The sequence below is a fragment of the Micromonospora sp. NBC_01796 genome, assembly GCF_035917455.1.
GTDB lineage: Bacteria > Actinomycetota > Actinomycetes > Mycobacteriales > Micromonosporaceae > Micromonospora_G.
In genome coordinates, this window is record NZ_CP109078.1 from 2,752,955 (window position 1) to 2,779,221 (window position 26,267).

General features: G+C 68.1%; 21 protein-coding genes and 3 rRNA genes. 12 read left to right on the forward strand and 12 right to left on the reverse strand.

The window, feature by feature from the left end:
* Window positions 1-30 precede the first annotated feature (30 nt).
* Window positions 31-669 carry a TetR/AcrR family transcriptional regulator gene (locus tag OIE47_RS12675; RefSeq protein ID WP_326561692.1) on the forward strand — a complete coding sequence of 213 codons (639 nt, stop codon included), beginning with the start codon at window positions 31-33 and terminating at the stop codon, window positions 667-669.
* Window positions 666-1,139, forward strand: coding sequence for an acyl-CoA thioesterase (locus tag OIE47_RS12680; protein ID WP_326561693.1), 474 nt, complete (start codon window positions 666-668; stop codon window positions 1,137-1,139). The genes OIE47_RS12675 and OIE47_RS12680 overlap by 4 nt, the downstream gene beginning before the upstream one ends.
* 160 nt (window positions 1,140-1,299) lie before the next feature.
* Here the strand turns inward: OIE47_RS12680 and OIE47_RS12685 are convergent, their stop codons facing one another.
* The 4 genes from OIE47_RS12685 to OIE47_RS12700 all read right to left on the reverse strand — a co-directional run bounded on the left by OIE47_RS12685 (window position 1,300) and on the right by OIE47_RS12700 (window position 3,156).
* On the reverse strand, window positions 1,300-1,824 hold the full coding sequence (locus tag OIE47_RS12685; RefSeq protein WP_326561694.1) for a nucleoside deaminase: 525 nt from the start codon (window positions 1,822-1,824) through the stop codon (window positions 1,300-1,302).
* The gene (locus tag OIE47_RS12690) at window positions 1,821-2,354 is read right to left on the reverse strand and encodes a tRNA adenosine deaminase-associated protein (RefSeq protein ID WP_326561695.1); all 534 of its coding nucleotides are present in this window, start codon (window positions 2,352-2,354) and stop codon (window positions 1,821-1,823) included. The genes OIE47_RS12685 and OIE47_RS12690 overlap by 4 nt, the downstream gene beginning before the upstream one ends.
* Window positions 2,355-2,492: 138 nt before the next feature.
* A complete protein-coding gene (locus OIE47_RS12695) occupies window positions 2,493-2,660 on the reverse strand; it encodes a hypothetical protein (protein WP_326561696.1) in 168 nt (55 codons plus the stop codon).
* 115 nt (window positions 2,661-2,775) lie between these two features.
* On the reverse strand, window positions 2,776-3,156 hold the full coding sequence (locus OIE47_RS12700; protein WP_326561697.1) for a hypothetical protein: 381 nt from the start codon (window positions 3,154-3,156) through the stop codon (window positions 2,776-2,778).
* A 159-nt stretch (window positions 3,157-3,315) separates the two neighbouring features.
* Between OIE47_RS12700 and OIE47_RS12705 the strand changes: the two genes are divergently transcribed.
* Window positions 3,316-4,062, forward strand: a complete 747-nt coding sequence (locus OIE47_RS12705) for a M23 family metallopeptidase (protein ID WP_326561698.1) — start codon at window positions 3,316-3,318, stop codon at window positions 4,060-4,062.
* A gap of 64 nt (window positions 4,063-4,126) precedes the next feature.
* Window positions 4,127-5,131, forward strand: a complete 1,005-nt coding sequence (locus tag OIE47_RS12710) for a prephenate dehydrogenase (RefSeq protein ID WP_326561699.1) — start codon at window positions 4,127-4,129, stop codon at window positions 5,129-5,131.
* Here OIE47_RS12710 and mtnA read toward each other — a convergent pair.
* Complete coding sequence (mtnA, locus tag OIE47_RS12715; RefSeq protein ID WP_326561700.1) at window positions 5,103-6,092, reverse strand: S-methyl-5-thioribose-1-phosphate isomerase; 990 nt, start codon at window positions 6,090-6,092, stop codon at window positions 5,103-5,105. The genes OIE47_RS12710 and mtnA overlap by 29 nt on opposite strands.
* A 64-nt stretch (window positions 6,093-6,156) precedes the next feature.
* Between mtnA and OIE47_RS12720 the strand changes: the two genes are divergently transcribed.
* Window positions 6,157-7,230: a PHP domain-containing protein gene (locus tag OIE47_RS12720; RefSeq protein ID WP_326561701.1), complete on the forward strand. Its 1,074-nt coding sequence runs from the start codon at window positions 6,157-6,159 to the stop codon at window positions 7,228-7,230.
* Window positions 7,231-7,254: 24 nt separating this feature from the next.
* On the opposite strand, the gene OIE47_RS12725 is transcribed toward OIE47_RS12720, so the two are convergent.
* Complete coding sequence (locus OIE47_RS12725) at window positions 7,255-8,256, reverse strand: DMT family transporter (protein ID WP_326561702.1); 1,002 nt, start codon at window positions 8,254-8,256, stop codon at window positions 7,255-7,257.
* 143 nt (window positions 8,257-8,399) lie between these two features.
* Between OIE47_RS12725 and OIE47_RS12730 the strand changes: the two genes are divergently transcribed.
* The 4 genes from OIE47_RS12730 (at window position 8,400) to OIE47_RS12745 (ending at window position 14,669) form a co-directional block, all read left to right on the forward strand.
* The gene (locus OIE47_RS12730; RefSeq protein WP_326561703.1) at window positions 8,400-10,070 is read left to right on the forward strand and encodes a DUF885 domain-containing protein; all 1,671 of its coding nucleotides are present in this window, start codon (window positions 8,400-8,402) and stop codon (window positions 10,068-10,070) included.
* Between the two features lie 186 nt (window positions 10,071-10,256).
* Entirely contained in the window at window positions 10,257-11,618 is a 1,362-nt protein-coding gene (murD, locus tag OIE47_RS12735) for a UDP-N-acetylmuramoyl-L-alanine--D-glutamate ligase (protein WP_326561704.1), read from the forward strand.
* A 234-nt stretch (window positions 11,619-11,852) separates the two neighbouring features.
* Window positions 11,853-13,727: a VanW family protein gene (locus tag OIE47_RS12740; protein WP_326561705.1), complete on the forward strand. Its 1,875-nt coding sequence runs from the start codon at window positions 11,853-11,855 to the stop codon at window positions 13,725-13,727.
* Window positions 13,728-13,871: 144 nt separating this feature from the next.
* Window positions 13,872-14,669: a S1 family peptidase gene (locus OIE47_RS12745; protein WP_326561706.1), complete on the forward strand. Its 798-nt coding sequence runs from the start codon at window positions 13,872-13,874 to the stop codon at window positions 14,667-14,669.
* A gap of 67 nt (window positions 14,670-14,736) precedes the next feature.
* Here the strand turns inward: OIE47_RS12745 and OIE47_RS12750 are convergent, their stop codons facing one another.
* The 6 genes from OIE47_RS12750 to OIE47_RS12775 all read right to left on the reverse strand — a co-directional run bounded on the left by OIE47_RS12750 (window position 14,737) and on the right by OIE47_RS12775 (window position 23,547).
* Window positions 14,737-16,830 (reverse strand): amylo-alpha-1,6-glucosidase, encoded by a 2,094-nt coding sequence (locus OIE47_RS12750; protein ID WP_326561707.1) that lies wholly within the window; start codon window positions 16,828-16,830, stop codon window positions 14,737-14,739.
* Window positions 16,831-17,057: 227 nt separating this feature from the next.
* Window positions 17,058-17,174, reverse strand: a 5S ribosomal RNA gene (gene rrf, locus OIE47_RS12755).
* An 86-nt stretch (window positions 17,175-17,260) separates the two neighbouring features.
* Window positions 17,261-20,367, reverse strand: a 23S ribosomal RNA gene (locus tag OIE47_RS12760).
* Between the two features lie 375 nt (window positions 20,368-20,742).
* A 16S ribosomal RNA gene (locus OIE47_RS12765) occupies window positions 20,743-22,257 on the reverse strand.
* Together the 16S, 23S and 5S rRNA genes form the textbook arrangement of a ribosomal RNA operon.
* A gap of 519 nt (window positions 22,258-22,776) precedes the next feature.
* A complete protein-coding gene (locus tag OIE47_RS12770; protein ID WP_326561708.1) occupies window positions 22,777-23,034 on the reverse strand; it encodes an SCO4848 family membrane protein in 258 nt (85 codons plus the stop codon).
* Between the two features lie 105 nt (window positions 23,035-23,139).
* Window positions 23,140-23,547, reverse strand: a complete 408-nt coding sequence (locus OIE47_RS12775; protein WP_326561709.1) for a hypothetical protein — start codon at window positions 23,545-23,547, stop codon at window positions 23,140-23,142.
* A 389-nt stretch (window positions 23,548-23,936) separates the two neighbouring features.
* Between OIE47_RS12775 and rfbB the strand changes: the two genes are divergently transcribed.
* The 3 genes from rfbB (at window position 23,937) to OIE47_RS12790 (ending at window position 26,263) form a co-directional block, all read left to right on the forward strand.
* A complete protein-coding gene (gene rfbB, locus OIE47_RS12780) occupies window positions 23,937-24,929 on the forward strand; it encodes a dTDP-glucose 4,6-dehydratase (protein ID WP_326561710.1) in 993 nt (330 codons plus the stop codon).
* 200 nt (window positions 24,930-25,129) lie between these two features.
* Entirely contained in the window at window positions 25,130-25,333 is a 204-nt protein-coding gene (locus tag OIE47_RS12785) for a heavy-metal-associated domain-containing protein (RefSeq protein ID WP_326561711.1), read from the forward strand.
* 6 nt (window positions 25,334-25,339) lie between these two features.
* Window positions 25,340-26,263: a hypothetical protein gene (locus OIE47_RS12790; protein WP_326561712.1), complete on the forward strand. Its 924-nt coding sequence runs from the start codon at window positions 25,340-25,342 to the stop codon at window positions 26,261-26,263.
* Window positions 26,264-26,267: the final 4 nt, after the last annotated feature.

Below are 26,267 nucleotides of genomic sequence, written 5' to 3' on the forward strand. Positions count from 1 at the left end.
GATCGGTCGTTTAGTTGTACGCTCACCCGCATGACGGTCGACGGTCGAGTGGTCCGGGGCGAACGCACCCGGACCATGGTGCTCGACACCGCCGTGGCCCTGGCGACCGAGGCCGGGCTCGACGGCCTCTCCCTCGGTCAGCTCGCCGACCGGCTCGGTGTCAGCAAGTCCGGCCTGTTCGCACACTGGCGCTCCAAGGAGGAGCTGCAACTCGCCACCGTCGAACGGGCCCGCGACCTGGTGATCGAGCAGGTGATCATGCCTGCGCTGCGGGCACCCCGGGGCGTACGCCGGCTCTGGGCCCTGCACGACGCCCGGCTGACCTACTACGGCGACGGCACACTTCCCGGCGCCTGCTTCTTCGCCAACGCCGAGTTCGAGTACAACGTGCACCCCGGCCCGGTCCGCGACCGGTTGGCCGCGTGCCTCGACGAATGGCTCGTCCTGGTCCGGCGGCTCGCCACCGAGGCCGTGACCGCCGGTGAACTCGCCGCACACACCGACGTCGGGCAACTCGCGTACGAGATCGAGGCACTCGGTCTCGCCGCGGCCCTGCAGTCCCGGTTGATGCCCTCCGAACCCAGTTACCAGTACTCCCGGCAAGCGGTGCTCGACCGGCTGCGCGCCCTCTGCCCCGAACCGGACCTGCTACCCGAAGGATCGACATGACCAGCGCCAACGGCACCATCACCCCGCCCCACGTCCCGTTCGGTCACGCCGAACCGGTCTGGGTGCACTTCGACGACCTGGACATGATGGGCATCGTCCACAACGCCAAGTACGCCGTACTGCTGGAGCGGGGGCTCACCCCGTACTGGGCCGAGCGCGGGTTCTCCTTCGAGAACGGGCGGCTCACCGCCCCGGACGTCTTCCACGCCGTACGGGAGCTGTCGATCAGTTTCCGTACCCCGATCCGGGGGACCGGCCCGGTCCTGGCGCACTTCTGGTTCGAGAGCTTCGGCACCACCAGCGCCGAGTACGGCTTCCGCCTGCTCTCCGCCGACGGTGCGACCGTGCACGCCGAGGGGCGGCGGGCGATCGTCCGGCTCGACCCGGCGACGCTGCGCCCGACCCCGTGGACCGACGGCGCCAAGGCGGTCGGCCAGGCCCTCCTCCGCCCGGAGTCAGCCACCCTCTGAGCCACGGGCCACCGGCACCTCACCTCGGTACGGCGTTGTGGATATCCACAGGCGATATCCACAACTGATCCACCGTTATCCACAGAGTGTGCACAACGGTGCAGCAACGATCCACAGTTATCCACAGGCCTGTGCACAGCCGGTGTGGGTGCGGGACCGGTCAGCGGAAGAAGGAGCGCAGGAGCGCGGCGGACTCCTCGGCGAGCACACCGCCGTACACCTCGGGGCGGTGGTTGAGCCGGCGGTCGCGTACGACGTCCCAGAGCGAGCCGACCGCGCCGGTTTTCGGTTCCCAGGCCCCGAAGACCAGGGTGGAGATCCGGGCCAGCACCAACGCGCCCGCGCACATGGTGCAGGGTTCGAGGGTCACCACCAGGGTGCAGCCGTCCAACCGCCAGGCGCCGCGCAGTGCCGCCGCCCGGCGCAGGGCGAGGATCTCGGCGTGCGCGGTCGGATCACCTGCACGTTCCCGCTCGTTGCGCCCGATGGCCAGTTCGGCCCCGTCCGGGCCGTAGAGCACCGCCCCGACCGGTACGTCGTCGGCCGGGTCGCCGAGTTCCGCCGGTCGGCCGTCGTCGGCGGCCACCGCCAGGGCCCGGCGCATCCACGCCTCGTGGCGCTGTCGCCGGCCCGGATGACCGACCGCGCCGGATCCCGTCGGGTCGGCGCCGTCCGGACCGCTCACGCCTCGCGCAGTTCCTCGACCACGTCGCCGCAGCCGATCGCCTTGCACAGCTCGGCGGTGACGTCGGCGGGAAGCATCCGCTCCTGCGCGCAGAGGGCGAGCAGCCGGTGGGCCGAGATGCCCAGGTTGGCGAGGAGGTCGGCGTCGCCGATCGGGTCGGCGTCGGGGTCGGCGGCCGGCTGCTCGCTCTCCTCGTCGGCCGAGTCCAGGGCCGGGGCCGCCGGCTCGACCACGTCGTCGATCTCCAGGGCGGGTGCCTTGATGTCGCCGAGCAGCAGGGCACCGAGTCGGGACTCTTCGGCGAACGCCGAGTCGGAGCCGAAGATGCGCAGGTCCTCGCCGTCGTCCAGGCGCAGGATGGCCAGGTAGGCGTCATCGGACTCGACAAAGAGCAGCGAGGTGTCGGCGTCCAGATCGACCTCGCGGAGCAGATCCGCGACCTCGTCTATGTCCGCGGCACCACCGAGGTCGAGTTCGGCTGCGGTCCAGCCCTCCGAGCCGCGCACCACGGCCGCCGCGAAGTACGACACCGGTCCCCCCAACAACTCACGGCGTACCGCCGCCCACCACTGTCGACTGCCTGTTACGCGTGACGGTATCCGGTCGGGTCCGCGCTCGACCGCGCAACTCCCCGAAAGAGAAGGACGGAATCGGGCGGATCGGTGCGGTCAGCCGGCCAACCGGCGACGGGTGGCGATCAACTCGCGCAGCCGGTCGACCCGAACCCGTCGCGGCTGCGTCCGCTCCCGCACCGACTTCGCACCGGCCAGCTCGGCGAGGAGCTGTATCCGCCGTCGGGTGCGCTCGGGGTCGAGCCGCTGCTCTGTCCAGGCCATAGAGGCGAGGGTGCCCAGTCGCGCGGCGTTCGTCAAGCCCGGTCGCGGTGTGCCACCGAGCCGGTACCCACCGCCCTAGATCGCGTACCGAGGGAAGCAATTCGGTGACCCATGGTCACCAGAGCGGCCATCCGGCGTAACTCCACCGGACCGCGACCGCGAGAGCGGCGATCGACCACGCCAACGCGGTGATCATCGCCACACCGACGGCGGCACCCCGGTCGCCGAACCGGACCAGCAACAGCGTGGCGAGCCACGCCGCCACCCCGGCCAGCAGGGTCCACCACGCGTACTCGCGCAGGTCACCGCCGAGCAGCCCGAACAGGAGAAACCAGGCCGCCGTCAACCCGGCACCGCTGGCGAGCGCGGATCCGCGTACCGGGTGGGGCTCGCGGTAGGTCGGACGCGACGGCAGGCCGGACGGGAAGAGACCCGACGGCGTACGCGCCGGCTGACCGGCCTGGGGCCAGGGTTGCATCGTCGGCGGTTGTGCCATCACCCTCGCTCCTCCGCTCGGCAGCGGCCGGGCCCCGACCGGTCACGGTGGAGCAACGCCGCCGACTCGCAGCGTACCCGCCGGCCGAGGGCCGTCCGGCTGCTCCGCACCACGCTGGGGGGCGAGGCGGAATCGCGCCGGTTCTGTCAGGATGGCCGGATGGCACGGGACGAAACGGGTACGCGACGCCTGATCGGGCGTCGTGCGGCGTACCCGATGGTTGTCCTGCTGCTGGCGGGGGTGGCCGCCGCCGGCTGCGCGCAGAGCCGCCCGGCGGTCTGGTCCTCGCCGACCACCCCGGGAAGCGCCACCCCGGCCACCGTGGCCGCCGCCCCGCCCCCGGCCACGCCGTCGGTCACCCCGGCCGGTACGCCCTCGGCCAGCCCGACCGCCTCGCGGTACGTCTTCCCGGTGAACTCGGCCAACGCCTCCTACCACCCGACCCACTCCGCGTACGCGGCCACGGACATCTTCGCCTCGTGCGGTACGCCGGTGCTCGCCGTCACCGACGGGGAGATCCTCGAGGTGACCCGGGTCGACGAGTACAGGAAGAACGGCCCGCAGGGTCCGCTCAACGGCGGCAAGGCGGTGTCACTGCTCGGCGACGACGGGGTCCGCTACTACGGTTCGCACCTGTCGGAGCTGGCCGCCGGCATGGACGCCGGAGTACGCGTCCGCGCCGGCCAGCAGGTCGGCAAGGTCGGCAAGACCGGCAACGCGAACAACGTCTGCCACCTGCACTTCGGCATCTCGCCGCCGTGCGACCGGACCGAGGACTGGTGGACCCGCCGGGGCGTGATCTGGCCGGCGCGTTACCTGGACGCGTGGCGGGACCGGTCGAACCGCTCGCCGGTGGCCGAGGTGAACACCTGGCACCAGAAGCACAGGTGCCCGCCCGCACCCTGAGCGCCATGACCACCGGGCGAGCCTTGCCCCCTGCCGAACGGGACGGTGTGCGAGAGTCGGCGGCGTGAACGTCGCGGTTATCGGGCTCGGACTCATCGGCGGCTCCGTGCTGCGCGCACTCGCCGCCACCGGCCACCGGGTGCTCGGTTACGACGCCGACCCGGCCACCCGGGCCACCGCCAGGACCGCCGCCGCCCAGGCACCGGCGGCCCACCGCTGGCAGGTCACGCCGACGATCCGGGACACCGTGGCCCGCGCGGAACTGGTGGTCCTCGCGGTCCCGCTGCCCGCCGTCGGCGGGGTGCTGGACCAGTTGCGTGACGCCGGCTACGCCGGCCTGGTCACCGACGTCACCTCGGTCAAGGGCCCGGTCGCGGCCCTGGTCGAGGAACGACTGCACCGGCAGCCGCAGCGGTTGGCCGGTTTTGTCGGCGGTCACCCGATGGCCGGTCGGGAAACCTCCGGTTTCGGTGCCGCCGATCCGGCGCTGTTCACCGGCTGCGCGTGGGTGCTCTGCCTCGAACCGCGCGGGACCTCCCTGGCCGACTGGCTGGAACTGGCCGCACTGCTCACCCCGCTGGGCGCCCGGGTGGTCCCGACCACCGCCGCCGAGCACGACCGGGCGGTGGCGGCGGTCAGCCACGTACCGCACCTGCTGGCGGCGGCGCTGGTCGCCGGGGTGGCGGACGAACCGTTGGCCGGCACCCTCGCCGCCGGCTCGTTCCGGGACGGGACCCGGGTCGCGGCGACCCGACCGGACCTGGTCGCGGCGATGTGCGGGGGGAACGCGGCCGCGGTCGGCGCGGCCCTGGACCGGGTGCTGGCGGCACTGCACGAGGCACGGGCGGCGGTCGACGCGGGCGAGCCGATCGCGGCGCTGCGGGACTGGCTCGCTCCGGCGTCGGCGGCCCGCGCCGCCTGGCCGTACCGACCGGGGACCGCGCGGGAACTGCCGGCCCGGATCGACGACCTCCTGGAACTGGGCCGGGCCGGTGGCTGGGTCCTCGCGGTCGCCCCGAACCGTCGTACGGTGACCGCGGTCAGACCCGTTCGCCCAGCGCCGGCCTGACCACCCGCCGGTCGGTGACGATCGCGGTGATCAGGTCGTACGGGGTGACGTCGAAGGCCGGGTTCACCGCACCCGCGCTGGCCGGAGCGGTGGCGGTGCCCCGGAAGCCGAGGACCTCGTCCGGGCCACGGTCCTCGATCTCGACGTCGGCACCGGTCGCGGTGTGGTGGTCCACGGTGGATTCCGGGGCGACCACGATGAACGGGATGCCGGCACGGTGCGCGCCGAGGGCGTGCGCGTAACTACCGATCTTGTTGACGGTGTCCCCGTTGGCGCAGATCCGGTCGGCACCGAGGATCACCGCGTCGATCTCGCCCCGGGCCATCAGGAACGGGCCGGCGCCGTCGACCGCGACCCGGCACTCGATCCCGGCCTGCCCCAGTTCCCAGCTCGTCAACCGGGCCCCCTGCAGCAGCGGCCGGGTCTCGCTCGCCACCACCGCGCCGAGCCCGCCGCGCCGGTGCAGCTCGATCACCACCCCGAGCGCGGTGCCGCCGACCACCGCCGCGAGCGCACCGGTGTTGCAGTGGGTGAGCATCCGGGGGCGGGGCGGGCAGAGTTCGGCCAGTAGGTCGGCGCCGCGCTCGGCCATCGCGGCGGCGGCGGCGATCTCCTCGTCGCGTACGGCGAGGGCGGTGGCGAGGACCGCGTCGGGGCCTTCGGGCAGCCGCGCCGCCGCCCGGCGGGCACCGAGGGCCAGGTTCACCGCCGTCGGTCGGGCGTTCTCCACCAGGTGTACGGCGGCAGCCGTCGCCACCGGGTCACCCTCGTGCAGCCGGGCGGCGAGCGCCACCCCAAACGCACCGGCGACACCGAGCGCGGGTGCGCCGCGTACGGCGAGGGTCCGGATCGCCGCCACCAGTTCCTCGACCCCGTGCAGCCGCCGTACGGTGAGCCGGTCCGGCAGTGCGGTCTGGTCGATGATCTCGACGGCGCCGTCCACCCAGTCGATCGTCCTCATGTTCGGCAAGGCTACGGAGGCGCGCAAGCGTACGGGTGGCCGGTGTGCCGGCTACGGTGAGCTGATGACCGCTCGGGACGCGCTCGCCGACCTGCGCCGGATCGCCTTCCTGCTGGAGCGGGCGAACGAGGCCACCTACCGGGTACGGGCGTTCCGCTCGGCCGCGGCGACCCTGGCCGCGCTCCCCGCCGACGAGCTGGCGACCAGGGCACAGGCGGGTACGTTGACCGAGCTGAGCGGGGTCGGTGACGTCACCGCCCGGTGTGTGACCGAGTCGCTGGCCGGCGAGGAGCCGGTCTACCTGCGGCGGCTGACCGCGACCGAGGGCGTCGACCTGGACGAGGCGACCGCCGCCCTGCGGAATGCGTTGCGGGGCGACTGCCACACCCACTCGGACTGGTCGGACGGTGGTTCCCCGATCGAGGAGATGGCGCTGACCGCTGTCGATCTGGGGCACGAGTACCTCGTACTGACCGACCACTCGCCCCGGTTGAAGGTGGCCAACGGGCTGACCCCGGCCCGGTTGCGGCGCCAGCTCGAACACGTGGCGGCGATCAACGCCGCGCTGCCGGAGGGGTTCCGGCTGCTCACCGGCATCGAGGTGGACATCCTGGCGGACGGGTCGCTGGACCAGGAGGACGACCTGCTGGCCCAGTTGGACGTGGTGGTCGGTTCGGTGCACAGCGGGCTGTCGGACGAGAAGGCGAAGATGACCCGGCGGATGCTGGCGGCGATCGCCAACCCGCACCTGGACATCCTGGGGCACTGCACCGGCCGGATGGTGGCCGGTCGGCCGCCGGGGGTGACCGGTCCGGGGGACCGGGGGCACCGGGCGCGCACCCGCCCGCCGAGCGACTTCGACGCGGACGCGGTCTTCGCCGCCTGCGCCGAGTACGGCAAGGCAGTGGAGATCAACTCCCGGCCGGAGCGGCAGGACCCGCCGAAGCGGCTGATCCGGGTGGCGGTCGAGGCGGGCTGCGAGTTCGCGATCGACACCGACGCGCACGCACCGGGCCAGCTCGACTGGCAGCGGTTCGGCTGCGAGCGGGCGGCCCGGTGCGGGGTGCCCGCCGACCGGGTGGTCAACACCTGGGCGGCCGACGAACTGCTGGCCTGGACCGCCGGCCACGACGGCTGAGCGTCCGGAAGCGGCCCGTGTGGGTCAGCGGGAGACGGCCGGATCGGGTTCGGCGACGGCGATCTCCGGCTCGACAGCGTCCCGGAGCCGGTTGGTCGGGGCTGCGCGCCGCCGGCCCCGGAAGATCAGGCGTTGTGACACGGCGACCCCGAGCAGCACGATCACCGCGCCCACCGGCTGGTACCAGGCGAGATGCTCGTCCAGCGCGAGCACCCCGATCAGCACCGCGAAGATCGGGATCAGGTAGGTCGTGGTCGACGCGGTGCTCGCCCCGGCGAGCCGGATCGTCCGCAGATTGATCACGAAGGCGAGGCCGGTGCCGAGGGCGCCCAGCGCGAGGACGCTGCCGATCACCTCTGGGGAGAGGCCGGTCGGTGCCGGCGGCGCGCCGGCCACCAGCGGAGCGATGATCGCGAGCAGCACGGTCGCCACCAGCAACTGGCCCGCCGACAGCGCCAGGCCCGACTCGGGTCGCCCCGCGATGAACCGCTTCTGGTACGGGATGGAGAGCCCGTAACAGACGGCCGCGGCGAAACAGAAGAGCTGCCCGGTGAACTGCGCCCCGCCCAGTCCCTGCCAGGCGCCGAGCACCACCAGGACGCCGACGAAGCCGAGCACCAGGCCGATCCCCCGCCGGGCGGTCATCCGCTCGGTACGGAACACCAGCACCGCCATCGGCAGGACGACCAGCGGCGTGGTGGCGTTCCAGATGCCGGCCAGGATCGAGGAGACCCGCTGCTCGCCGTAGCCGAAGAGGGTGAACGGCAGGGCGACCCCGACGGTCGCGACCACGGTCAGGTGCAGCCACAGCACCGGGTCGCGGGGCAGCCGGTCCCGGAGCACCGCCAGCGCCACGAGCAGGGTCAGCGCGCCCGCGCCGGCCCGGCCGAGGGTGACGTAGAGCGGGTGCAGCTCGCGTACACCGATCTTGATGAAGAGGAAGCTGGCCCCCCAGATGACGGCAACGGCGAGGAAACCCGGCAGCCAGGCGCGTACGTTGCTGTCAGGAGCGGAAGGGGTGGTCACCCCTGACACTCTGCCGCACCGGACCGACAGAAGTCGCGCGGGTTCCGGACCTCGAACCAGGCCAATCGCCGATCGGTGGCCTGGTCGGACCGGCCGCGCAAATGGCTCGACCCGCCAGCAGGTGGGTCACGTAGGGTCGTCTCGTGGGACAAATCGATGACCTCGCCAACCGCTATGTCAGCGACTGGGCGCCACTGAACCCGGTCGGCGCCACCTTCGTCGGCATCACCGGCTACGACGACCAGCTCGGCGACCTGTCGCCGGACGGCTACGCCGCGCAAGCCGAACTCAACCGGCGCACCCTTGCCGAACTTGACGTACTCGAACCGACCTCGGTGTCCGAGCGCACCGCGAAGGACGCGATGCAGGAACGACTCGGTCTGGAACTCGCCCGGTACGACTCCGGCGAGACGGCCAGCGAGATCAACGTGATCGCCAGCGGCCTGCACGAGATCCGCCAGGTCTTCGACCTGATGCCGACCGAGGGTACGGAGGCGGTCAGCAACGTCGCCGCCCGACTCAACACCTTCGCCGCCGCGCTGACCGACTACCGGACCACCCTGCTCACCGCCGCCGACGCGGGACACGTCAGCCCCCGGGCGCAGATGATCGAAGTCGCCAAGCAGTGCGACATCTGGACCGATCCGGACCAGGACAACTTCTTCCACGGCCTGGCCGACCGGCTGACCGCCGACGGTGCACTCGCCGCCGAACTGCGCAAGGGCGCGGCGGCGGCAACCGCGGCAACCGCCGAGTTCGGGCAGTTCCTGCGTACCGAGCTGGCGCCCCGTGGGCGGGAGAAGCAGGCCGCCGGACGCGAGCGCTACCAGCTCGCCTCGCAGTACTTCCTCGGCGCCAAGATCGACCTCGACGAGACGTACGCCTGGGGTTTCGACGAACTGGCCCGGCTCGAAGCCGAGATGCGCGGTGTCGCGGCGCGAATCCTCGCCCCCGGCGCGACCGTCGACGAGGCGGTCCTGGCGCTCGACGCCGACCCGGCCCGCCGGATCCAGGGCAAGGAGGCGTTCCGCGACTGGATGCAGGCCCTGGCCGACAAGGCCATCGCCGACCTGCACGGCACTCACTTCGACATCCCCGAGCAGGTACGCCGGATCGAGTGCCGCCTCGCCCCGACCAGCGACGGCGGGATCTACTACACCGGTCCGAGCGAGGACTTCTCCCGCCCCGGCCGGATGTGGTGGGCGGTGCCGCAGGGGATCGACGAGTTCTCCACCTGGCGCGAGGTGACCACCGTCTACCACGAGGGCGCACCCGGTCACCACCTCCAGGTCGGGCAGACCCAGGTCCGCGCCGAGCTGCTCAACCGCTGGCAGCGGCTGCTCTCCTGGTCCTCCGGGCACGGCGAGGGCTGGGCGCTCTACTCCGAGCGGCTGATGGACGACCTCGGCTACCTCGACGACCCGGGCGACAAGCTCGGGATGCTCGACGGGCAGGCGTTCCGGGCCGCCCGGGTGATCGTCGACATCGGCATGCACCTCGAGTTGGAGATCCCGAAGGACAACCCGTTCGGCTTCCACCCCGGCGAGCGGTGGACCCCCGAACTCGGCTGGGAGTTCATGCGCGCCCACTGCCGGGTCCCGGACGAGAACCTGCGCTTCGAGCTCAACCGGTACCTCGGTTGGCCGGGGCAGGCACCGTCGTACAAGGTCGGCGAGCGGATCTGGCTCCAGGCCCGCGACGACGCCAAGGCGCGCAAGGGAGCCGACTTCGACCTGAAGCAGTTCCACCTCGACGCGCTGAACCTCGGCTCGCTCGGCCTCGACCCGCTGAAGGCGGCGCTGGCCCGGCTCTGACCGCCACCCCGCCCTCGGGGCCGGTCACCACGACCACCGACGGTACGCCGACCAGGGTTGAGCCCGGTCGGCGTGCCGGGTCGGGGCGTTGTCCTCACCCTGGCCGGCAGACCGGGCAGAGCGGACTAAAGTATGGACGCGAGCCGAGGGCCGCAGCCGCCGTGGTTCGCGGGCGAAGGAGTTCTGGTGCACCTCACTGATCTACGTGGTCGACGCGTCGCCGTCTGGGGCACCGGCCGGGAGGGTGTCGCCGCGGTCAACACGATCGCCCCGGTCGGCCCGGCCGACCTGGTCACGGTGCAGGACCGGGAAACCTTCCTGGCCCGACCGTGGGAGGGGCGGCTCGCCGAGATCGCCCCCCTGCACACCGGCCCGGAAGCCCTGGACCTGCTGCTGCGCGCGGACGTCGTGGTCCGGTCCCCGGTGATCGGCGAAACCCACCCGTGGATGATGCGGCTGCGCGAGCGCGGCGTGACGGTGACCGGCGGCACCGCCCTCTGGATGGCCGACCACGCCCCCACCACGATCGGGGTGACCGGGAGCAAGGGCAAGAGCACCACCACGGTCCTGATCAGTCACCTGCTCACCGCAGTCGGCCAGCCCAACGTCATCGGCGGCAACATCGGTACGGCCGTGCTGGAACTCCCCCCCGCCGACCGGTACGTCCTGGAGCTGTCCATGTACCAGTGCGCGGACCTGCTGGTCTCGCCGCAGGTCGTGGCGCTCACCGCGCTGGTCCCGGAGCACCTGGACTGGGCCGGCAGCGAAGCCGAGTACTACCGGCACAAGCTCAACATCGTCGAGCACGGCCCCGGTGTGGTGGTGTTCAACGCCAACGACGAGCAGCTCACCGCGCAACTCGCCGCCCGACCGGGACTGCCGCTGCTGGCCGCCGGCCGCCCCGACACCACCCACGTGGCACCCGGACCGGACGGCACGCCCTGGGTCCACCTCGCCGACCAGCCGCTCTTCCCCCGGTCGGCGTTCCCGCTGGTCGGCCGGCACAACGAGTGGAACCTCTGCGTGGCGCTGGGCGTACTGGCGTCGGTGGGCGTCGACCTGGTGGCGGAGCGTGACCGGCTCGGCGACGCGGCCGCCGCGTTCCCCGCCCTGGAACACCGGTTGACCCCGATCGAGGACCCGTCCGGGATCACCTTCGTCGACGACTCGCTCTCCACCATCCCGCAGTCGGCGATCCATGCCATCGAGGCGTTCGCCCACCGCCCGCTCACCGTCATCGTCGGCGGGGAGGACCGTGGCGTGGACTACGCGCCGCTGCGCGACTTCCTCGCCGACCAGGCCGTGCAGGCCACCCTGATCGGCGTACCGGACAGCGGGCCGCGCATCCTCGACATGGTCAAGGACCTGCCCGGGATCACCACGATCGGCGCGGACGACCTGGTCGAGGCGGTCCGCCTAGGCCGTACGCACACCCCGGCCGGTGGAGTGGTGCTGCTCTCCCCGGCCGCACCGAGCTACGGCCGGTTCGACAACTACGCACACCGGTCACGGGTGTTCCGCCAGGCGATCTCCGACACCGCCAACTGACCGGACCCGGTCGGATCCACTGCCGGCTCGTACCGGATCGGTCTCGTCCTTTCGGCCATGCGGCGTACGTCGATGGTGCCGTAGCGTGAGGGATTCGCGCGTACGAATCCTTCGTACCCACCCGCGGGCTGTCATCCGGTCGCGCGCTTGGCTACCGTAGGCCTCCGGGTCGTGTCACCACGCGGGCTTGCCTACCGACCCACCCCCCGCCCTTCCCCTGATCGAGGTTGACCTGTGAGCCTGTACGGCGCGAAGAGACCCCCCGCCGGCGAGACACCGACCACCGAGATCTCGGCGGTGCCGCAGCAGGTCGGTGGACCCGTGACCGGGTCGGCCCCCGAGCCGCAACAGCCGGACTTCATGACCTTCGGCGCACCCGAGCAGGGCGAGGACCCGGCCGGCGCTCCGATCGAGCCGAAGTCCCGCCGGGGGCGGCGCACGGCGCTCGTCGCGGGCGGCCTGGTCGCCGCCGTGCTGGCCGCGATCGGCGGCACCGCGGGGTACGCGTACAGCGGCGAGGTGCCGCGCGGCACCGAGGTGCTCGGCGTCGACCTGGGCGGCAAGTCCAAGGCGACGGCGGCTGCCCTGCTCCGGGCCGAGTTGGAGCGGCGGGCGGACACCTTCGCCGCCCCCGTCTCGGTACGGATCGGCGACCAGACGGCCGAGTTCAAGCCGATCGACGTCGGGCTGGCCGTGGACGTGACCGCCACCGTCGAAGCGACGATCGGCGCCGGTGCGGGACCGGTAGACCTGCTCTTCAAGTCCCGCACCGTCGAGCCGGTGGTGACCGTCGACCCCGGCCTACTCGACACGGAACTGCGCAAGACGGCCGGGAAGACCGGCCGCCCGATGACCCCGCCGTCCATCGTCTTCCAGGGCACCACCCCGAAGCCGAACTACCCGTCGCCGGGTCAGGACCTGGACCCGCAGCAGTCGGCGGAGGCACTGCGTACGGGCTGGCTGAGCGGTCAGCCGGTGGTCGTACCGCTGGTCGAGGCGCATCCGACCACCACGAAGGAAGATGTCGACAAGCTCGTCAACGAGCTGGCGAAGCCGGCCGTCGCGGCGCCGGTCACGGTCACCACCGAACGCGGTTCGTTCACCATTCCGCCGGCCGCGATCGCGAAGAGCCTGCTCCTGAACGCCGACAAGACCGGCAAGATCGCACCGGCGGTGGACGAGAAGAAGCTCCAGGCCGCGCTCACCACCCAGCTCGCGAAGGTCGAGGTCAAGCCGAAGGAGGCCACCGTCGCCCTCCAGGGCGGCAAGCCCCAGGTGGTGGCGAGCACCGGCGGGCAGGCGGTGGACACCGCGGCGCTGAGCCGGGACCTGCTGGCGGTGCTGCCGCGCGCCGACGCACGTGAGGTCAAGGGTGTCCTCAAGCCGGTCGAGCCGAAGACCAGTACGGACGCGATGGCCAAGTTGGGCATCAAGGAACAGGTCTCGACCTTCTCCACCAAGTTCACCGGTGGGCTCTCCTCCCCGCGCAGTCACAACATCGTGACGATCGCCAAGGAGGTCGACGGTGCGGTGGTGAAGCCCGGCGAGACGTTCTCCCTGAACAAGCACACCGGCGAGCGCAGCTACGCGCAGGGCTACAAGGACGCCCCGGTCATCCTCGACGGCAAACTGGTTCCGGGCGTCGGCGGCGGGGCCTCGCAGTTCACCACCACCATCTTCAACGCCACGTACTACGCCGGCCTGGAGGACGTGGAGCACAAGCCGCACTCGTACTGGTTCGACCGGTACCCGGCGGTGATCGAGTCGACGATCTTCTACCCGGACCTGGACTTCAAGTTCCGCAACGACACCGAGCACGGCGTCCTCATCGACACCTCGTGGACCAACGACACGATCACCGTGTCGATCTGGAGCACCAAGGTGTACGACAGCGTCAAGACGGTCTACGGCCCCCGCCGCAACATCACCAAGCCGAAGCTGATCCACCTGGACCCCGGCCCGTCCTGCATCGCCACCAGCGGCATCGACGGCTTCACCCAGGACGCGTTCCGGGTCTTCAACAAGGACGGCAAGGAGCTGAAGCGGGAGAAGTTCACCTGGCGGTACGACGCCGAGCCCCGCTACGTCTGCGCCAAGAAGCCGAGCTGACCCCGCAACCCTCGCTCGAAGGTATGACACAACCGGGATGACATCGAAGCATTGCGATACATCGGCTGGCTTCCATACGCTGCCGGCAACGTGATCTGCGCGCGCCCACAAGGCGCGCCAATCCTTTGCTTGGAGAGGGATCCCATGGTTCGCTGGCGCAAGCTCACCGGCCTGGCGGCTGCCGCGTTGACCGCGGTAACCGTCGGCAGCCTCGCACTGGTCGCACCCGCCTCCGCCGCACCGGAGGGCGACGTGACCCCGCTGGTCGTCGGCGGCACACGGGCCGCCCAGGGCGAGTTCCCGTTCATGGTCCGGCTCTCGATGGGCTGCGGCGGTGCCCTCTACAGCCCGCGGCTGGTCCTGACCGCCGCGCACTGCGTCGGCGCCACCGGCACCAACACCAGCATCACGGCGACCCTCGGCGCGGTCGACCTCCAGTCGTCCAGCCGGATCACGGTCCGCTCCAACTACGTCCTCCGGGCGCCGGGTTACAACGGCAACGGCAAGGACTGGGCGCTGATCCGGCTCGCGACGCCGGTCACCAGCCTGTCCACCCTGCCGATCGCCACCAGCACCGCGTACGACTCCGGCACGTTCACCGTCGCCGGTTGGGGCGCTGCCCGCGAGGGCGGGGCGCAGCAGCGTTACCTGCTGAAGGCGACCGTGCCGTTCGTCGCCGACAGCACCTGTGACTCCCAGTACGGCGGCGATGTCATCGTCGCCGAGGAGATCTGCGCCGGCTTCGCCAGCGGTGGCACCGACACCTGCCAGGGCGACTCGGGTGGCCCGATGTTCCGTCGGGGCGCCAACAACGCCTGGGTCCAGGTGGGCATCGTGAGTTGGGGCAACGGCTGCGCCCGCCCCAACTACCCGGGCGTCTACACCCAGGTGAGCTACTTCGCCTCGGCGATCGCCTCGGCCGCCGCGAGCCTCGGCGGCTGACCGTACGTCAAACGGCGGCCGGTCCGGGACAACCTCCCGGTCCGGCCGCCGTTTCGTGTACGGGCGCTCAGGGTGCGACCACGTTGCCCCTGCCCCGGCGCCCACCCCGCCCGGACCGCCGACGCTGGCTCTCCACCCGGTCCCGACCGAACGCGTCCAGCCGCCCCCACCGCCCCGGTACGTCGAGCAGCTCGATCCGCCCCATCCCCTGTGGCAGGGCCGGGTCGACCACCAGGTGGTTGTCGTGCGGTTCGAGACCGAGCAGCACCCGGATCAGCATCATCGGGGTGCCGGCCGACCAGGCGTGCGGGCTCCAGTTGGTCGGGTACTGCACCGGATACTTGGTCAGGCTCCGGTCGTACCCGGCGAAGAGTTGCGGCAGCCGCCCGTCGAAGTACTGCGAGGCGTCGATCATCGCGGAGGCGATCCGCCCGGCCTCCTCGTTGAAGCCGTACCGGCGCAGGCCGAGGGCGATGAACGAGTTGTCGAACGGCCAGATCGCCCCCGTGTGGTAGCCGGTCGGGTTGTACCGCTCCTCCCCTTCGGCGAGGGTGCGTACCCCCCAGCCGGAAAAGAGACGCGGGCCGAGGAGGTGCTCGGCCACCTTGGCCGCGCGCGGCGGGTCGACGATTCCGCTCCAGAGCAGGTGGCCCATGTTCGACGACAACGCGTCGACCTGGCCGCCCTCGGCGTCCAACGCCAGGGCGTAGTACTGGCCGTCCTCGATCCAGAAGTCCCGGTTGAACCGGGCCTTCAGGTCGGCCGCCTCTGCCTCGAGCCGGTCGGCGTAGATCGGGTCGTGCCAGATCCGTCGGGCCAGCCGGGCCCCGCGCATCTTCGCGTCGTACGCGTAACCCTGTAGTTCGCAGGTGGCCCGGGGGAACGACGGCAGTCTCCCGTCCCGGTACGAGATCGAGTCGGGGGAGTCCTTCCAGCACTGGTTTTCCAGCCCGCTGGCGGTGTTGCGGCGCTCGTACGAGATGTAGCCGTTCCCGAGCAGGTCGCCGTACGCGTCGATCCAGTGCAAAGCCGCCCGTGTCTCGTGCTCGAGCCGGCGGACGAGTTCCACGTCCCCGGTCCAGCGCTCGTACTCGTCGAGCAGGATCACGAACAGGGGAGTCGAGTCGGCCGCACCGAAGTACGGCGAGTGCGGCTGCTCCTCGAACGCGGCCGACTCCCCGTACCGGAACTCGTGCAGGATCTTGCCGGGTTCCTTCTCCCGGAAGTCGTCGAACACGGTGGCCTGCGTCGCGGCGAAGGTGTTCAGCGTGCCGACCGCGAGCTGTGGTGTGAACGCCATGGCCTGGATGGAGGTCAGGATGCTGTCCCGACCGTAGAAGGTCATGAACCAGGGTGTTCCGGCGGCGATCAGGTTCGCGCCGGTGGCGAGCGCACCGAACTGGACCGCCGCCAGGTCGATCAGCCCTCGCCGGTACGCCGTTGCCAGCGCGGCGTCGTCGCACCCGAGCTGTGGCGCACCGGCGAGCCATGATTCGAGATCCCGCTGTGTCTCCGGGTTCACCGCGGCCCGGTGGGTGTCCAGGAGGTCCCGGGTGTCCTTCCCACCTTGGCCGGGCAGGTGGGCGGTTACCGTCAGCAGGGTCGTCCACTGCCCGTGCGGCGCCAGCCGGAGCCGGAACGTCATCCCATGTTCGTCGATGTCGGCCGGGGCGCTCGACGACACCAGCGCTTCCCGTACGTAGCTGTCCCGGACGTAACGGAGGCGGAGGTAGCCGTCCTCGACCACCACCGACGTCTCGCGCTTCGTGGCCAGGGACTGCTTGAGTTCGAACACGTCGACGAAGTCGGCCGCCATGTCCAGCCGTACGGTGAAATCGACCGTCTCGCCCCGGTGGTTCAGTACGGTCAGTTCCTCCTGGAGCCCTCCGCTGAGCCTCCGGTGCCGGATGACGGAGACCTTGGCGTCGAGGTAGTGGGTCGGTTCTCCGGGTACGAGGAAGAACCGCGATTCGTAGTACTGGAGGTCGTCGACGGAGAGGGCGTGCAGACGCTCACCGTTGACGGTCAGTTTCCACTCGGACAGAAAACGCTGGTCGAACGAGAACATCCCGGTCGGTACGAGCGCCGAGGGTTCGATGTCGCCGCGACCGTCGCTGACCACGAAGGCGTTGCCGGCCAGGATGGTGACATACGGCTTCACTGCGGCCCCCTATCGCGTCGAGCGCGGTGGGAGGGCGCCCCACCCGGCCAGGATGAGCCTCCTTCCCCGGCAGGCAGCCTCCCCGTTGCCGCCTCGGCCACGTCACCCGTACGGGATGAGCTTCCACCAGGGCAGTCGCACCCGTCCCTGACGTCACATGCGGCTCGGGCATTCGGGGTGGAAAACAAGTTAGGGCCACCCCGAAGGGTGGCCCTAACTAGAAAGAAGTCCGGCGGCGTCCTACTCTCCCACACCCTCCCGAGTGCAGTACCATCGGCGCTGGAGGGCTTAGCTTCCGGGTTCGGAATGTAACCGGGCGTTTCCCCACCGCTATAACCGCCGTAACACTATCGACTTAACAAACAACCTCAACCCATACGGGGTGATTGTTCGTTTGTCGGGAATCACACAGTGGACGCGTAGCACCTTAGTAATCAAGTCCTCGGCCTATTAGTACCGGTCAACTCAACCCGTTACCGAGCTTACATCTCCGGCCTATCAACCCAGTAGTCTAGCTGGGGGCCTTACCCCACAAAGTGGGTGGGATACCTCATCTTGAAGCAGGCTTCCCGCTTAGATGCTTTCAGCGGTTATCCCTTCCGAACGTAGCCAACCAGCCGTGCCCCTGGCGGGACAACTGGCACACCAGAGGTTCGTCCGTCCCGGTCCTCTCGTACTAGGGACAGCCCTTCTCAAGTATCCTACGCGCACGGCGGATAGGGACCGAACTGTCTCACGACGTTCTAAACCCAGCTCGCGTACCGCTTTAATGGGCGAACAGCCCAACCCTTGGGACCTGCTACAGCCCCAGGATGCGACGAGCCGACATCGAGGTGCCAAACCATCCCGTCGATATGGACTCTTGGGGAAGATCAGCCTGTTATCCCCGGGGTACCTTTTATCCGTTGAGCGACACCGCTTCCACTCGCAAGTGCCGGATCACTAGTCCCGACTTTCGTCCCTGCTCGACCTGTCAGTCTCACAGTCAAGCTCCCTTGTGTACTTGCACTCAACACCTGATTGCCAACCAGGCTGAGGGAACCTTTGGGCGCCTCCGTTACATTTTAGGAGGCAACCGCCCCAGTTAAACTACCCACCAGACACTGTCCCTGAACCGGATCACGGTCCGAAGTTAGATACCCAAATCAACCAGAGTGGTATTTCAAGATTGCCTCCACCCATACTGGCGTATGGACTTCACCGGCTCCCACCTATCCTACACAAGCTAATTCGGATACCAATGTCAAGCTATAGTAAAGGTCCCGGGGTCTTTCCGTCCTGCCGCGCGTAACGAGCATCTTTACTCGTAATGCAATTTCGCCGGGCCTGTGGTTGAGACAGTGGGGAAGTCGTTACGCCATTCGTGCAGGTCGGAACTTACCCGACAAGGAATTTCGCTACCTTAGGATGGTTATAGTTACCACCGCCGTTTACTGGCGCTTAAGTTCTCAGCTTCGCCCCGAAAGACTAACCGGTCCCCTTAACGTTCCAGCACCGGGCAGGCGTCAGTCCATATACATCGAATTACTTCTTCGCATGGACCTGTGTTTTTAGTAAACAGTCGCTTCCCCCTGCTCTCTGCGGCCATACAACGCTCCACCCGCAAGGGGCTTCACGTCTCCGGCCCCCCTTCTCCCTAAGTTACGGGGGCAATTTGCCGAGTTCCTTAACCACAGTTCGCCCGATCGCCTCGGTATTCTCTACCTGACCACCTGTGTCGGTTTGGGGTACGGGCCGCTAAGAACTCGCTAGAGGCTTTTCTCGGCAGCATAGGATCACTGACTTCACCTGAATCGGCTCGGCATCACGTCTCAGCCTTAATGCGTCGCGGATTTGCCTACGACACGGCCTACACGCTTACCCCGGCACAACCACCGGCCGGGCTCAGCTACCTTCCTGCGTCACCCCATCGCTTGACTACTACCCACCAGGTTCCTCAAATCACCAAAACCAACCCGAAAGCCGGCCTCAGATCAAGGAGTTAGCACAATGAGGTTCACCACGGACGCTCTTTCGCGGGTACGGGAATATCAACCCGTTGTCCATCGACTACGCCTCTCGGCCTCGCCTTAGGTCCCGACTCACCCAGGGCGGATTAGCCTGGCCCTGGAACCCTTGGTCATCCGGCGGAAGGGTTTCTCACCCTTCTTTCGCTACTCATGCCTGCATTCTCACTCGTGCCGCGTCCACAACTGGATCACTCCGCTGCTTCACCCGCGGCACGACGCTCCCCTACCCATCCACACACCTGCACGCGCTCTCGAAAGAACACGCGAAGTAAAATATGAATGCCACAGCTTCGGCGGTGTACTTGAGCCCCGCTACATTGTCGGCGCGGAACCACTTGACCAGTGAGCTATTACGCACTCTTTAAAGGGTGGCTGCTTCTAAGCCAACCTCCTGGTTGTCTATGCGACCCCACATCCTTTTCCACTTAGCACACGCTTAGGGGCCTTAGCTGGTGATCTGGGCTGTTTCCCTCTCGACTACGAAGCTTATCCCCCGCAGTCTCACTGCCGCGCTCTCACTTACCGGCATTCGGAGTTTGGCTGATTTCGGTAAGCTTGTGGGCCCCCTAGACCATCCAGTGCTCTACCTCCGGCAAGAAACACGCGACGCTGCACCTAAATGCATTTCGGGGAGAACCAGCTATCACGGAGTTTGATTGGCCTTTCACCCCTAACCACAGGTCATCCCCCAACTTTTCAACGTTGGTGGGTTCGGCCCTCCACGCGGTCTTACCCACGCTTCAGCCTGCCCATGGCTAGATCACTCCGCTTCGGGTCTAGGACACGCGACTGAACGCCCTATTCAGACTCGCTTTCGCTACGGCTACCCCACACGGGTTAACCTCGCCACATGCCACTAACTCGCAGGCTCATTCTTCAAAAGGCACGCCGTCACCCCTAAAGGCTCCGACGGATTGTAGGCGAACGGTTTCAGGTACTATTTCACTCCCCTCCCGGGGTACTTTTCACCATTCCCTCACGGTACTAGTCCGCTATCGGTCACCAGGAAGTATTTAGGCTTACCAGGTGGTCCTGGCAGATTCACGGCAGATTACAGGGGTCCGCCGCTACTCGGGAACATCCACAGAAGACCAGCCACTTTCACCTACCGGACTCTCACCGTCTACGGTTGGCTTTCCCACACCATTCGGCTAGCAACTGGTTTTATCACTTCTCGACCCAATGTCAGTTGAATCAGCAGAGTCCCACAACCCCAACCACGCAACCCCTGACAGGTATCACACGCAGCCGGTTTAGCCCAAATCCGCTTTCGCTCGCCACTACTCACGGAATCACTATTGTTTTCTCTTCCTACGGGTACTGAGATGTTTCACTTCCCCGCGTTCCCTCCATACACCCTATGTGTTCAGGTGCAGGTGACAGCACATGACTGCTGCCGGGTTCCCCCATTCGGACACCCTGGGATCACAGCTAGGTTGACAGCTCCCCCAGGCCTATCGCGGCCTCCCACGTCCTTCATCGGCTCCTGGTGCCAAGGCATCCACCGTTCGCCCTTGACAACTTGACCACAAAGATGCTCGCGTCCACTGTGCAATTCTCAACAAACGACCAACCCACAACCCACAACCACCACACCAAACCCCACCACCAGAAAACCTGGCTCCGGGAATCCGTTTGCGATGACAGGCCATGCCTGGCAACCCGAAACAACAAACACACCGTGTTTGTTCCTTCAGGACCCAACAGGATGCTTATCATTCACCACCAGCCGCACCACCAACCACATTCCCACCACAACCCCTCTCAGGGTCACAGCTGTACTAGCGATCGGACGGCCGTTGCCGACAGTGAACTCACCAGTGTCTCCGCCATCTGAGCACCCCACCACCACGTACGGGTGGCGCGGGCTCCTAACCCACTTTCGCGGGCAGGTGCTCCTTAGAAAGGAGGTGATCCAGCCGCACCTTCCGGTACGGCTACCTTGTTACGACTTCGTCCCAATCGCCAGCCCCACCTTCGACGGCTCCCTCCACAAGGGTTGGGCCACCGGCTTCGGGTGTTGCCGACTTTCGTGACGTGACGGGCGGTGTGTACAAGGCCCGGGAACGTATTCACCGCAGCGTTGCTGATCTGCGATTACTAGCGACTCCGACTTCACGGGGTCGAGTTGCAGACCCCGATCCGAACTGAGACCGGCTTTTTGGGATTCGCTCCACCTCACGGTATCGCAGCCCATTGTACCGGCCATTGTAGCATGCGTGAAGCCCTGGACATAAGGGGCATGATGACTTGACGTCATCCCCACCTTCCTCCGAGTTGACCCCGGCAGTCTTCGATGAGTCCCCGCCATAACGCGCTGGCAACATCGAACGAGGGTTGCGCTCGTTGCGGGACTTAACCCAACATCTCACGACACGAGCTGACGACAGCCATGCACCACCTGTGAACGGCCCCGAAGGACCCGACATCTCTGCCGGATTTCCGCCCATGTCAAACCCAGGTAAGGTTCTTCGCGTTGCATCGAATTAATCCGCATGCTCCGCCGCTTGTGCGGGCCCCCGTCAATTCCTTTGAGTTTTAGCCTTGCGGCCGTACTCCCCAGGCGGGGCGCTTAATGCGTTAGCTGCGGCACAGAGAACCGGAGAGGCCCCCCACACCTAGCGCCCAACGTTTACAGCGTGGACTACCAGGGTATCTAATCCTGTTCGCTCCCCACGCTTTCGCTCCTCAGCGTCAGTATCGGCCCAGAGACCCGCCTTCGCCACCGGTGTTCCTCCTGATATCTGCGCATTTCACCGCTACACCAGGAATTCCAGTCTCCCCTACCGAACTCTAGCCTGCCCGTATCGGCTGCAAGCCCGCGGTTGAGCCGCGGGTTTTCACAGTCGACGCGACAAGCCGCCTACGAGCTCTTTACGCCCAATAAATCCGGACAACGCTCGCACCCTACGTCTTACCGCGGCTGCTGGCACGTAGTTGGCCGGTGCTTCTTCTGCAGGTACCGTCACTCTCGCTTCGTCCCTGCTGAAAGAGGTTTACAACCCGAAGGCCGTCATCCCTCACGCGGCGTCGCTGCATCAGGCTTCCGCCCATTGTGCAATATTCCCCACTGCTGCCTCCCGTAGGAGTCTGGGCCGTGTCTCAGTCCCAGTGTGGCCGGTCGCCCTCTCAGGCCGGCTACCCGTCGTCGCCTTGGTAGGCCATTACCCCACCAACAAGCTGATAGGCCGCGAGTCCATCCCAGGCCGAAAAACTTTCCACCCCCCACCATGCGGCAGGAAGTCATATCCGGTATTAGCCCCCGTTTCCGAGGGTTATCCCAAAGCCTAGGGCAGGTTACTCACGTGTTACTCACCCGTTCGCCGCTCGAGTACCCCGAAGGGCCTTTCCGCTCGACTTGCATGTGTTAAGCACGCCGCCAGCGTTCGTCCTGAGCCAGGATCAAACTCTCCAACAAAAAACTGTGGAAAAAATGTCCCGGCAACAAAATAAGTTGCCAAAGGAATCCAACCAAACCAACCCACCCCCGAAGGAACAGGCAAGCCGGCCGGGGTTAAATCATAATTGGCACTGGCTTATCAAGCACCCTGTTGAGTTCTCAAAGAACAAACACACACCGAACCGCCAACCCCAATCAAGGGGCCCACAACCCGGGGCTTTTTACTCCCAGTTCATCACCCGGCGTTCCCGCCCGGCGCTTTTACTACGCTACCCGGTCGTTTCCGCCGAGTCAAACCGGCGTTCCCGGTTTGTTCACAACCACCCGACCAGACTTCGATCGGGCCCGCTCTGCGCACACAGCAACCTACACCCTGCGCGTTCGAGAGGATTTAGCGGGCCGTCCTGCTCCCACCGGCGTTTCCCGGTAGTTCCTGTCCGGTGCCCCGCTGACTTGGAAAAAGTTACCGGATGACTGGTTCAGAGCCAAATCGATCATGGTGACTGGATTTCCGGACGAGCTCGGGCGGTCCCGTACTCAGCTGTTCCGGGTCGTTTTGCGGGCCGCCCACCAGGCGCGGACACCGAGCAGGCCGACGGTGGTACCGATCGCCAACGAGACGCCGATCAGCAGCGCGTGCACCCAGAGAAAGCTGGTCGGATCCCCCTGGCTCACTTCCCCGGTCGACCAGGATCGGGGGTCCTGCCAGATCGCCAGGCCGAATCGCGGCCAGATGACCCAGGTCCATACGCCGACCCCGAACAGGAAGAGCGCCCAGCCGCGCGAAAGCGTCACGAGCGGCGAGTATGCCAGGTCAGCTGGCCTGTCGATGTTCAGCCGGCGGGCGCCCGAGAGCCGCTGCCCCCGCACGAGAGCGGCAACCCGGGTGACCCTTCCCGCTCAGGACCGACGGTGGCGCAGGCCCCGGGAGATGGCGAGGGTCAGCGCACCGAGCACGAGCAGGAGTCCGCCGGCGAAGAACAGCCAACCGGGCGGCATCGGATCGTCCCCGGTGACCGGGAGGTGTCCTCCCGTGTGAGTGGGCCGGGGAGTGGGCGGGACCGTGGGACTGGCCGTGGGACTGAGGGTGGGCTGTGGCGGCAGCACCTCGAAGGTCACGTTGCCGCCCGACGTTCCCCCCGGCGCCGGCGCCGCCATCGGGGCTACCGCGCCGAGCGGCACGAGCTGACGGGTGGCGACCGGAACGTCCAGGGTCAGGGCTGCCGCGAGCGCCACGCCGGCGAGGATCGAGGTGAGCAGGCCCCGCCTGCCCGGCGTACCGCGTCGGTTCTCTGCACGGACGACCATCGTGGTGCCCCCTTCGCGACCGGGCGGTGGACCAGCTCGGCCAGCGGTCGCACTCCCCCCGCTTCGGAGAACGGCGCCGCCGAGTTGTCCCGATCCATCCGCATCCCAAGGCGACGGTACCGAATATTTCTCTCTTATTGCGGCAAATGCCGTGTCCGTCGGACCAACCGTTCGACCGGTGTCGGCAGCACCCTGGGCTACCACCCGGACCACGACGGTCCGCCGGGGGTGCGGCCGGACCGTCGCCGCGACGCCGGACCCGTCCCCGGGACGCCTCGCGTACGGGGTGAGACCGGCTCACGAGCAGGGCTACCGGAGCGGCTACGGACGCCCTCGACCCCCGCTACGCCTGACTCTCCGTGAACGCCGGCGCTGTTACCATGGCGCCCATGCGTTTACTGGTTACCGGTGGTGCGGGATTCATCGGATCAAACTTCGTCCGCCAGGCAGTGGACGCACTCGACTTCCAGGTCGACGTACTGGACGCACTCACCTACGCGGGTGACCGGAGCAGCCTCGCCGAGGTGGAGCACCGGATCAATTTCGTGCACGGCTCGGTGACCGACGCCGACACCGTCGACGAGCTGGTACGGCAGGCCGACGCGGTGGTCCATTTCGCGGCCGAGTCGCACAACGACAACTCGGTGATGGATCCGAGCCCATTCGTGCAGACGAACCTCATCGGGACGTTCAACATCCTGGAGAGCGTGCGTCGGCACGACAAGCGGCTGCACCACATCTCCACCGACGAGGTGTTCGGCGATCTGGAGCTGGACGAGGACCGGCGATTCACCGAGGGCAGCCCGTTCGACCCGTCGAGCCCGTACTCGTCGACGAAGGCGGGCTCGGACCTGATGGTGCGCGGCTGGATCCGGTCGTTCGGTGTCCGCGCCACGATCTCGCACTGCTCGAACAACTACGGGCCGTTCCACCACATCGAGAAGTTCATCCCGCGGCAGATCACCAACGTCATCGACGGGATCCGCCCCAAGGTCTACGGCTCCGGCCTCAACGTCCGGGACTGGATTCACGTACATGACCACAACACGGCGGTGAACGCGATTCTCGAACGCGGCACGATCGGTCAGACGTACCTGATCGGCGCCGAGTGCGAGCTGAACAACATCGTGGTGGTCCAGGAGATCCTGCGCCTGATGGGGCGCCCGGACGACTGGTTCGACATGGTCGGCGACCGCCCCGGCCACGACCTGCGGTACGCGATCGACTCCAGCAAGCTCCAGGCGGAGCTGGGTTGGAAGCCGCAGTACCTCAACTTCCGCGACGGGCTGGCCCAGACCATCGAGTGGTACCAGCAGAACGAGAAGTGGTGGCGGCCGAAGAAGGAAGCGACCGAGGCGAAGTACCGCCAGCTCGGTCGCTGACCTCCCCTCGACCGCCGGGACCGGCGGTCGAGCCCTGATCTCGCAGAACGCGCCGCTCGCCCCCGGTGAGCGGCGCGTTCCGTATCCGCCGGCCACGGCTCGCCGGACGGCCAGGCCGCCACCACCCCGTCATCCCGATCCGAACCCGAGTGTCGTGGACCACCTTGATACCCCTGGGGGGTACGGGTATCGTTCTCCACATGGAGACGACATACCAGGTAACCGGAATGACCTGCGGCCACTGCGCCCGTTCCGTGCAGACCGAGGTCGGCGCCCTGCCCGGCGTCAGCGAGGTACGGGTCGACGTGGCCAGCGGCGCCGTGACCGTCAGCAGCGCCCAGCCCCTCGACGAGGCCGCGGTCCGTACCGCCGTCGACGAGGCCGGCTACACGCTGGTCAGCTAACTACCGATGGAAACCCGATACCGGGTCGGCGGTTACCTGGCCGGGCTGGTGGTGGTCTTCGGGGCCGCCCTCGGCGCCGGCCAGGTGACCGGGGGCGGGCCCGAATCCGCCCCGCCCGCCCAGTCAGACCACGGTCACCCCGGCGCGGCGGCACCGAGTCACGGCAACGAGCAGAGCGCGACACCGGCACAGCCGCCGGGCGGGTTGCAGGTGGCCCAGGACGGTTACCGGCTCACCCCGCTCACCGCGTCGCTGACCACCGGACCGGCCAACCAGCTCTCGTTCCGCGTGCTGGGACCCGACGGCAACCCGGTGACCTCGTACGATCCGACGCACGACAAGGACCTGCACCTGATAGTGGTCCGGCGGGACCTGACCGGTTTCCAGCACGTGCATCCGGAGATGGCGGGCGACGGGACCTGGTCGATTCCGCTCGCCGTCCACGCGCCGGGACAGTTCCGCCTCATCGCCGACTTCCAGCCGGCCGGTCACCCCGACAACATCACGCTCGGGGTGGATCTACCCGCTCCCGGTGACTACCGGCCGGTGCCACTGCCCGCCGCCGGGCGGAGCGCGTCGGTCGGCGACGGCTACACCGTCACGCTCGACGGCGACCTCGTACCGGGCACCTCGTCCACCCTCGCCCTGACCGTGAGCAGGTACGGAACCCCCGTCACCGACCTCTCGCCCTACCTCGCGGCGTACGGTCATCTGGTTGCCCTGCGCGACGGGGACCTCGCCTACCTGCACGTACATCCCGAGGGCGGGCCCGGGGACGGGCGGACCCCCGCCGGACCGACCATCACCTTCCAGGTCGAGGTGCCCAGCGCCGGGGCGTACCGGCTCTTCCTCGACTTCCAGCACCTGGGGACGGTCCGGACGGCCGCGTTCACCGCGCTCGCCGGCACACCCGGCCAGACCCACGGTTAGGAGA